This window comes from Neisseria sp. HMSC074B07 (assembly GCF_001810355.1).
GTDB lineage: Bacteria > Pseudomonadota > Gammaproteobacteria > Burkholderiales > Neisseriaceae > Neisseria.
In genome coordinates this window covers 61796-70950 of record NZ_KV800949.1, presented here as the reverse complement: position 1 = coordinate 70950, position 9155 = coordinate 61796, and the positions used below count along the sequence as shown (strand labels likewise).

9 protein-coding genes are annotated in these 9155 nt (G+C 45.8%); 6 read left to right on the top strand and 3 right to left on the bottom strand.

The features are described from left to right. Both HMPREF2726_RS08040 and uvrB read right to left on the bottom strand, forming a co-directional pair. On the bottom strand, positions 1-1044 hold a 1044-nt coding region (locus HMPREF2726_RS08040), incomplete at its 3' end, for a hypothetical protein (protein ID WP_070602907.1). A 43-nt stretch (positions 1045-1087) separates the two neighbouring features. Further along, complete coding sequence (gene uvrB, locus HMPREF2726_RS08035; RefSeq protein WP_009311804.1) at positions 1088-3115, bottom strand: excinuclease ABC subunit UvrB; 2028 nt, start codon at positions 3113-3115, stop codon at positions 1088-1090. 176 nt (positions 3116-3291) lie between these two features. Between uvrB and dnaB the strand changes: the two genes are divergently transcribed. The 6 genes from dnaB (at position 3292) to HMPREF2726_RS08005 (ending at position 8335) form a co-directional block, all read left to right on the top strand. Next, on the top strand, positions 3292-4698 hold the full coding sequence (dnaB, locus tag HMPREF2726_RS08030) for a replicative DNA helicase (protein WP_009311803.1): 1407 nt from the start codon (positions 3292-3294) through the stop codon (positions 4696-4698). 157 nt (positions 4699-4855) lie between these two features. After that, on the top strand, positions 4856-5548 hold the full coding sequence (locus HMPREF2726_RS08025) for a pilus assembly FimT family protein (RefSeq protein WP_009311802.1): 693 nt from the start codon (positions 4856-4858) through the stop codon (positions 5546-5548). Positions 5549-5562: 14 nt separating this feature from the next. Then, a complete protein-coding gene (pilV, locus tag HMPREF2726_RS08020) occupies positions 5563-6261 on the top strand; it encodes a type IV pilus modification protein PilV (RefSeq protein WP_009311801.1) in 699 nt (232 codons plus the stop codon). Further along, the gene (locus tag HMPREF2726_RS08015; protein WP_009311800.1) at positions 6261-7235 is read left to right on the top strand and encodes a PilW family protein; all 975 of its coding nucleotides are present in this window, start codon (positions 6261-6263) and stop codon (positions 7233-7235) included. Before pilV ends, HMPREF2726_RS08015 begins: the two co-directional genes overlap by 1 nt. After that, a complete protein-coding gene (locus tag HMPREF2726_RS08010; RefSeq protein WP_009311799.1) occupies positions 7214-7831 on the top strand; it encodes a pilus assembly PilX family protein in 618 nt (205 codons plus the stop codon). Before HMPREF2726_RS08015 ends, HMPREF2726_RS08010 begins: the two co-directional genes overlap by 22 nt. 12 nt (positions 7832-7843) lie before the next feature. Then, a complete protein-coding gene (locus HMPREF2726_RS08005; RefSeq protein ID WP_009311798.1) occupies positions 7844-8335 on the top strand; it encodes a PilX family type IV pilin in 492 nt (163 codons plus the stop codon). Between the two features lie 163 nt (positions 8336-8498). Here HMPREF2726_RS08005 and HMPREF2726_RS08000 read toward each other — a convergent pair. After that, on the bottom strand, positions 8499-9155 hold a 657-nt coding region (locus tag HMPREF2726_RS08000; protein ID WP_070602905.1), incomplete at its 5' end, for a calcium-binding protein.

Sequence of the window (9155 nt, the reverse complement as noted above, 5' to 3'; positions counted from 1 at the left end):
TATCTCTTTAAACTCATCTATCTCTAACATAGAGTTATATTTTTCTGGATTTTTCCAAATAGTATTTTTGATTTTACTCTGTATTCTTTTTTGTATAAATTCCTTTTTTTTATCATCCAAATTTTCATACCAGTCAGGATATATAGCAAAGTTTTCTATGTTATCAAGCATGATATTAAATGCAGCCAATGATTTATTTTCTTGTTTCAGAATAGATTTGAAAAAATTTTCCGATACATCATCATTATCCCATGAAAATATTACCACATACATATCTTTTACTGGAATAATTGAGAAAATTATTGTTCTTAACTTTAACCCCTTGCCTAAATATTCTCCATATTCATCATAATAATCAACTGGTTCGTTAATTATTTTTCCACTTATATCAAATAACGGTTGAAATGCTCCCGTTGCGGCACAAATTGGATGAGATATTTTTTCAAATAATAGAACATGACTTTTTAATGAGTTCCAGTCTTCATCTCTTAACTGAGTATCTAATTTATCTTTTATATATTTCAACGATTGAATGCTGTATTCATTGTGTTTTTTTATTTTTTCAACAAATAACACGTATTCTTTATTATATTTACGTCTCCCTATTATATTAATATATTCTTTTTTTGTTGGAATGCGCTCTGGAAAATTTATTTTTTTATACAATTCTCTAGATATTGTGCGGTAAGCAAGCATAAATAATTGTTTGGGAGTGCATTTAAACTCATCATCGTCAAGACAAGTAAACAAATCTTTGTCATGCATTCCGCAGAATCCCTTAAAAGTAGAAACCCCACCAATCCCTTTTTTCTCTAAATTAATTTGATGGTTAACCAAGGAGACAGTAGAGATTGTATATACTTCATTCTCCCTATTGGCTACTGGTTCCAGCATTGATTTTTTAGATAAAGTATGTGCAGTAATTATGCCATTACAATTTCCTAGAAAGTTAGCTGCGCATAGAGTTTTTCTTTGTGATACTTTTTTACTCCTTTTTAGAAAATCATTTGCTGCCTTTGGGTTCTCAAATTTAGAAAAATCCATTTAAATACTCCCGTTAATAATATAAATTGCACTCTGAATAAAATCACTCCGCCCCAAACAACAAACTCTCCTTAATCCCCCGAATCCTATCCCTTAACACCGCGGCCTCTTCAAACTGCAAATCCCTAGCTGCCTGCTGCATGGCTTTTTCGAGTTTGGCGATTTCTTTAATCGCGTCTTCTTCGTTGTGGATTTCGCCGACTTTGACCTTGTTTTTGCCTTTCAGACGACCTTTGCCGCCGTCTTCTTCGTGGTACACGCCGTCGATGATGTCTTTGACTTGTTTTTTAATCTGTTGCGGCACGATGCCGTGTTCTTTGTTGAATTTAATCTGTTTTTCGCGGCGGCGTTCGGTTTCGTCGATGGCGGCTTTCATGGAGTCGGTGATTTTGTCGGCGTACAGGATGGCGACGCCGTTCACGTTGCGCGCGGCGCGGCCTATGGTTTGAATCAGGCTGCGGTGGGATCGCAGGAAGCCTTCTTTGTCGGCGTCGAGGATGGCGACGAGGGAGACTTCGGGGATGTCCAAGCCTTCGCGCAAGAGGTTGATGCCGACGAGTACGTCAAACAGGCCGAGCCGCAAGTCTCTAATGATTTCAACGCGCTCGACGGTGTCGATGTCGCTGTGCAGGTAGCGCACTTTGATGCCGAGTTCGCTGTAATAGTCGGTGAGTTGCTCCGCCATGCGTTTGGTGAGGGTGGTAACGAGTACGCGTTCGCCTTTTTGGATGCGGTCGTTGATTTCGCTCATTAAGTCATCGACTTGGGTGGCAACGGGGCGGATGATGATTTGGGGGTCGACCAGCCCTGTGGGGCGGACGACTTGTTCGACCACTTGTCCGGCGTGTTCTTCTTCGTATTTGGCGGGGGTGGCGGAAACGAAGATGGTTTGCGGCATGACTTTTTCAAATTCGTGGAATTTGAGCGGGCGGTTGTCGCGGGCGGAAGGCAACCTGAAACCATAATCCACGAGGTTTTGCTTGCGCGAGGCGTCGCCTTTGTACATGCCGCCGATTTGGGTTACGGTAACGTGGCTTTCGTCGATGAACATGATGGCGTTGTCGGGCAGGTAGTCCATCAGCGTGGGCGGCGGTTCGCCTTCTTTTTTGCCGGAGAAGTGGCGGGAGTAGTTTTCGATGCCTTTGCAGAAGCCCATTTCGTAGAGCATTTCGAGGTCGAAGCGGGTGCGCTGTTCGATGCGTTGTTGCTCGACGGGGCGTTGTTCGCGGGCGAAAAATTCGATGCGTTCGCGCAATTCTTCTTTGATGGACTCGCAGGCGCGCAATACGGTGTCGCGCGGGGTAACGTAGTGGCTGGACGGGAAGACGGTGTAGCGGCCGACGCGCTGGATAAGGCTGCCTGAAAGCGGGTCGAACATGTCGAGACGGTCGATTTCGTCGTCAAACAGGCTGATGCGCAAGGCGTTTTCGGAGCTTTCGGCGGGGTACACGTCAATCACGTCGCCGCGCACGCGGAAGCTGCCGCGTTTAAAGTCTAAATCGCCGCGTTCGTACTGCATGGAAACGAGCGTGGCGATGATGTCGCGCTGCTCGATGGTGTCGCCTTCTTTGACGGACAGCACCATTTGTTGATACTCGGTCGGGTCGCCGATACCGTAAATGGCGGACACGGTGGCGACGATAATCACGTCGTCGCGCGTCATCAGGTTTTTGGTGGCGGAAAGGCGCATTTGCTCGATGTGTTCGTTGATCGCGCTGTCCTTTTCGATGAACAAATCTCGGCTGGGCACATAGGCTTCGGGCTGGTAATAGTCGTAGTAGGAGACGAAATATTCCACCGCGTTTTCGGGGAAAAACTCGCGCATTTCGGCATAAAGCTGGGCGGCAAGGGTTTTGTTGTGCGCCATGATGATGGCGGGTCGGCCGCTTTGGGCGATGACGTTCGCCATGGTGTAGGTTTTGCCCGAACCGGTTACGCCGAGCAGGGTTTGATAGGCAAGGCCGTCTGAAAGCCCTTCGAGCAGGCCGGCAATGGCGGTGGGCTGGTCACCGGCGGGTGGGAAGGGTTGGTGGAGTTTGAAGGGGGAATTTGGGTATTGGATGACTTCCATATTGCCGCCTGTTTTTGGTTCGGGGAAATGGAGAATTATTGCAAAAAGGTCGTCTGAAAATTTTCAGACGACCTATCTATTTCTTGATGGTAGGCAAGTCAGAACAAAGGTAATGCCAACCCGATTTCCACTACGCTATAATAGCGGACTCCCATTTTAGCCTAAGAGCAACTGCCATGAACGATTATCCCGATACGTCGTCTGAAGACCGCGAAGTCAACGCGTTGTCGCTGCCGCCGCATTCTATGGAGGCGGAGCAATCCGTTTTGGGTGGTCTTTTGCTCGAGAATTCGGCTTGGGACAGAATCGCCGATGTGGTTACCGGTGAAGACTTCTACCGACACGAACACCGCCTGATTTTCCGCGCCATCGCCAATCTGATTAACGAAAGCCGTCCTGCCGACGTGATTACCGTTCAGGAAAGTTTGGAGCGTAACGAAGAATTGGAGGCGGCAGGCGGGTTCAATTATCTGATTACCTTGGCACAAAACACGCCGTCTGCTGCAAATATTCGCCGTTATGCCGAAATCGTGCGCGAGCGTTCTATTATGCGCCAGCTTGCCGAAGTTGGTACCGAAATCGCCCGTAGCGCCTACAATCCGCAAGGCAGGGATGCGGGGCAGCTTTTGGATGAAGCGGAAAACAAGGTGTTCCAAATTGCGGAAAGTACCGCCAAGTCCAAACAGGGCTTTCTCGAAATGCCTGCGCTTTTGAAGGAAGTGGTCGAGCGCATCGACATGCTTTATTCACGCGAAAATCCCGATGAAGTGACCGGCGTGTCGACAGGGTTTATCGACTTGGATAAAAAAACCTCAGGTCTCCAGCCGGGCGATTTGATTATTGTGGCAGGTCGTCCGTCTATGGGTAAAACTGCCTTTTCGATCAATATTGCGGAACACGTTGCCGTAGAGGGCAAGCTGCCTGTCGCCGTATTTTCGATGGAGATGGGCGGCACGCAACTGGTGATGCGTATGCTGGGTTCGGTGGGCAGGCTTGATCAGAGCGTCTTGAAAACAGGCAGATTGGAAGATGAACATTGGGGTCGTCTGAACGAAGCAGTAGTCAAGCTTTCCGATGCGCCTATGTATATTGACGAAACACCGGGCTTGACCGCGCTCGAATTGCGCGCCCGCGCCCGTCGTCTTGCACGCCAGTTCAACGGAAAATTGGGCTTAATCGTGATTGACTACCTGCAATTAATGGCAGGCTCAGGCCGCTCGGACAACCGCGCCTCTGAACTCGGCGAAATTTCGCGTTCCCTCAAAGCCTTGGCGAAGGAGCTGCAAGTTCCCGTCATTGCTTTGTCGCAGTTGAGCCGTACCGTAGAGCAACGTACCGACAAGCGCCCAATGATGTCCGACTTGCGGGAGTCCGGTGCCATCGAGCAGGATGCCGACCTGATTATGTTTATGTACCGCGACGAATACTATAACCAAGAATCGCCAATGAAAGGCCTTGCGGAATGTATTATCGGTAAACACCGTAACGGTCCCGTCGGGAAAGTATTCCTCACTTGGATGGGACAATTTACCAAATTCGACAATGCAGCCTACATTCCCGAATCCGCATTGATGGAAGATTGAGACAAATCAGTCTAAAAACCAAGCAAATTTCATATTTTATTAGGCAATTCATCCCAATATCGTTTAGAATGAGCCAAACCGCATAATTACCGGCGATAAAAACATTCTAAGCCGGATGATAAAACACATTACTTAACTCTAGACGTTTTTACTACTCATGTACGCACAACAAAAAGGTTTTACCTTAATCGAATTGTTGGTCGTGATCGCTATTACCGCCATCATGGCCACCATCGCCCTTCCCAATATGAGCGAATGGATTGCCTCCCGCCGCGCAGCCAGTCAGGCAGAGCAGGTGGCAAACCTCTTGCGTTTCGCACGAGCCGAAGCAGTCCGCCTCAATCTCCCTGTCTATGTCTGTCCCGTACAAATCAGAAAAAACGGGATTCCAGACAATAAATGTGATACCAAATACAATCAAAGTGGCATCTTGGCCTATGCTGATAAGAGTGGTGATGTTAACTACAATGATGATAGAGCGGATATTTTCCTGCGCACTATTGTCTTGAACGCCAAGGATGCGAATAAAGTCACCTATCAATTTGATCATGTCAAATTCGGTGGTAAAGACTCTGATTCACAGCCTGTTTTCTTCGCATTCCAGCCGAACGGTACTTTTGGCTATTCTGTCAATAAACCCAGTAAAAAAACAGATTTTACCTACTCGGACGGCTATATCAAAATCAGCATGACCGATTCCTCCGCAACTACAGAAAGCACCAAAAAGTCTCGTGCCAGCATTGTGTTGGTCGACAGTAGCGGACGAGTGGAAATCTGCTCCAAGTCAGATTCACGTGATCTCTGCAAATATGCAGAATCTAAAGCAAAATCCAACAAACAACCCCAATAATAAAATATAGCTCTATGAAACCCATGACATTACGTACAAAAGGTCATCTGAAAACGAACGGAACGAGTTTCGCCAAAACGAGATCGGTAAGTTCCTCTAAGCCATATCAATCAGGTATGACTTTAATTGAAGTTTTGGTCGCCATGTTTGTCCTCGCAATCGGCGTTCTCGCCCTGCTCGCCATCCAGTTGCGTACCGTTTCCAGCGTTCGCGAAGCGGAAGGACAGACTATCGTATCGCAACTTACTCAAAATTTAGTCGAAGGGATGCTGATTAATCCTAGACTTGAAAAATGCGATACTCATCAAGCGGGAGCTACCAAGGGTGGGCGCGATAGAGGGTGGTGTAAAAATTATAGGGATTACTACACCACATATGGTGATTCCTCTACTGAGCCGTTGAAAAAAGGACCGCTGAAAGAGAGTATGAAAAAAGAAGAGTTGGCTAAAGCACAGCTTGGTAAATTTCATGACGAACTGAAAGCAGCTCTTCCTGACTCCGCGTTCTACTATTCAGTATGCCAAGATAGTTTGAATAAGGAGCCTACTTATGACGGGGCTTTTCACGAAAATTGCGATAAAAAAGCAGGTGCCGATACTGTTATCAAAGTATTATGGCTTAAAGATTTGGAAGGCGGTAAAGCCGCAAGTGATGTCAAAACATATGAAGATTCCATCATTTACACCTACCAAGTACGCGTAAGGGAAAAATAATGAATAATAAAAACCGCTCACACATTCCGGTCAAAACAGGCATGCAAGGCTTCAGCCTGATTGAATTCCTTGTGGCAAGCGCATTGAGCATGATAGTCCTGTTGGCAGTCAGCTCCAGCTATTTCACTGCACGCAGTTTGAACACTGCTGCCACAGCGCGCTTAAATGTTCAGCAGGATTTGCGCAATGCGTCAAATCAAATCGTACGTGATGCCCGTATGGCAGGAAATTTCGGCTGTTTCAATATGTCGGCCTATGATGCCCAAGCCGTTATCGCTGACTCTGGTTCCAAAGATTTTCTCAAACTTAAAGGTAGTGGAAAAATGCTTCCTGCTGTCAGAGAAACAGATTCTTTAGGTATAAAGGACTTTACCCAGATCGGTAAGGCGCTGATTTTCCAATACGGCATAGATACCGCATCATCAGATGCGGCAACAGTAGTGGCCAGCAGCTGCACAAATATTACCAAACCAGGAGAAGACATTACTGATAGTAAAGCAGCTTTAAAGACAGATAGTTCCCAAGCAGGCAATATCTCCATAATGAAACATGAGGTGAATGCCTATGCTGTCGGTACTGCCGGAGGGCAAAAAGGTCTTTACCGTTTCCAATTGACAAAAAACGGTGAGTGGAGCAATCCGCAGTTGCTGATTAAGGGAATTGAAAGTATGAGTATTCATTACTTTTATACCCAAAATTGTCCTGAAACATTTGAGGAAAGTGAAACGGCATCTGCGTCTGCACCTACTCCAACTCCTGCCGGAAATGCTCAGAAGCAGGAGGATAAGACAAAAGATGAAACATTTAAATATACTACGACACTGTCTGGTGATGAAACTCCAGCCTCTATCGAACTCCTGTTGAACAGCGGCAGTATTGATGCTGGCGGAAGCAATGATGAAAACAAAGTTCAACTCTATCAAATCAATGCAACTGTACGCGGAGGAAACAAATGCGCAGACCGATTACTCTAAACTATCTTCCCGCTAAAGCTTCTGCACAAAAAGGCTTTGCATTATTCATCGTCCTGATGATCATGATCGTCATTGCCCTACTCGTCGTTACGGCAACCCAGTCCTACAATACTGAGCAGCGAATCAGTACCAATGATGCCGACCATAAATTTGCTACTACACTTGCTGAGGCGGCATTACGCGAAGGTGAGGACTATATCTATTCTATTGAAGAAGGCACGCAGATTTTTAATGATCAATGTTCCAAAGGGCTTTGCAGAGCTAAACAGCTTAGTGTTAAAGAATACACTACTCCAACTGGTATTATTGATGTTAAAGGTGAGGCAGATCTGAGCAAAGTTGAAGAAGCTTGGAAAAGAAAGCATGCAGAATGTCTTGATTCACATTCTAAGAAAGAAACAGAATGTATCAATGTTAATGGTAGAGAATACCCGATTGATAAAAATAGCGGGGCTAAAAAGCCTCCCCGCTATATCATCGAATACCTAAGCACCAATTCTACCGACAACCGTACCATTTATCGCGTCACTGCTAAAGCATGGGGAAAAAACGAAAATACGGTAGTCATGCTGCAATCCTATGTGGCTAATGAATAAATAGATAAAATCATGAATACGTCTATCACTAAATTTCAAGGGTTTACGCTGGTCGAGATGCTGATTGTTATTGCTATTATCGGCATCCTCAGCACCATCGCTTACCCTTCCTATATCCATTACATCGAACGCGGCTATCAATCTCAGGCGCATGCTGAATTGGTTATCATCAATAATTCCTTGAAAACCAAATTGGTCAAAAATCCCGCCCTCAAAATGAAAGATGAAATTGAGGGAGATACAGGGTTTTTTAAGAAATATCAGGCTACATCTGAGGTTGCGGCTAAATATGATTTCAGTGGCGCAATGAAAGATAAGGACTCTAAACACAGCAGAGCCTATTATCTTTTTGCTACCCCGAAAAGTGGGACGAATTACAAACTTTCCGTTTGGATGGATAGTTTGGGTAATGCCTACAAATGTACCGATGCAGAATCGGCCAAAGCCAAGTTAACAACTAAAAACGGTAATACTGGTTGCGAACCTGTTTCAAATAAAAAGTAGAGAAAATAGCACATTCTCTGCTAAGAAGGTCGTCTGAAATGGTGTTTTAGGCTTTAGAATAGATTAAACTGCACTTTAGTAGGTTCACTAAAGTGCAGTTTTTTATGGTGTAACGTACTTTACCCTACAGCTAGATTTTCAGACGACGTTTTTAAGCGAATCTTTAACCGATGATATTGGAAGCGTTCAACCATACCGCTTGGTCGCTATCGAATTTGGCAAATACGGTATTACTGCTTGCACCTGCTGCGCGGTAGGCAAGCGTTTGTTGCGCCGAATCGAACACGAGATAAGAACGGTCGGCATCGTAATAAGCAGGGTTTCTAACAAACATCTCTGACCAGCTCAAATTTGCGCTGTTGCCACTCAGCAGAGAACGCATAGCAGATAGGTCGAGTTTGTCCATATCAGAGTTAAAGTCGGTTAAACGATCGATACTGCCTTCATGGATATCTGCTGCAGTAAAGGCGACGGTGTCTTTGCCTGCACCTGTGACGATGGTGTCGCTGCCTAAACCGCCTGCAAGATAGTCATCACCGTCCCCACCGTTGAGATAGTCATATCCATTGCCGCCTGACAGTGTGTCGTCACCGCTCATGCCATACAAGGTATCATTGCCTTCTTCGCCACTCAAGCGATTATGCCCGCTGTTTCCTATCAGGGTATTGTCACCATAATTGCCAATGCCGAAGATGTTATTGCTACCTGTCAAAGTCAGGTTTTCGACGTTGGTTGGGGCTGTGTAAGAAACGCTGCTGTAAATGGTATCAGTACCCTCGAACCACCGCTCGGTGACAGTATCATTTATATTGTCCACATG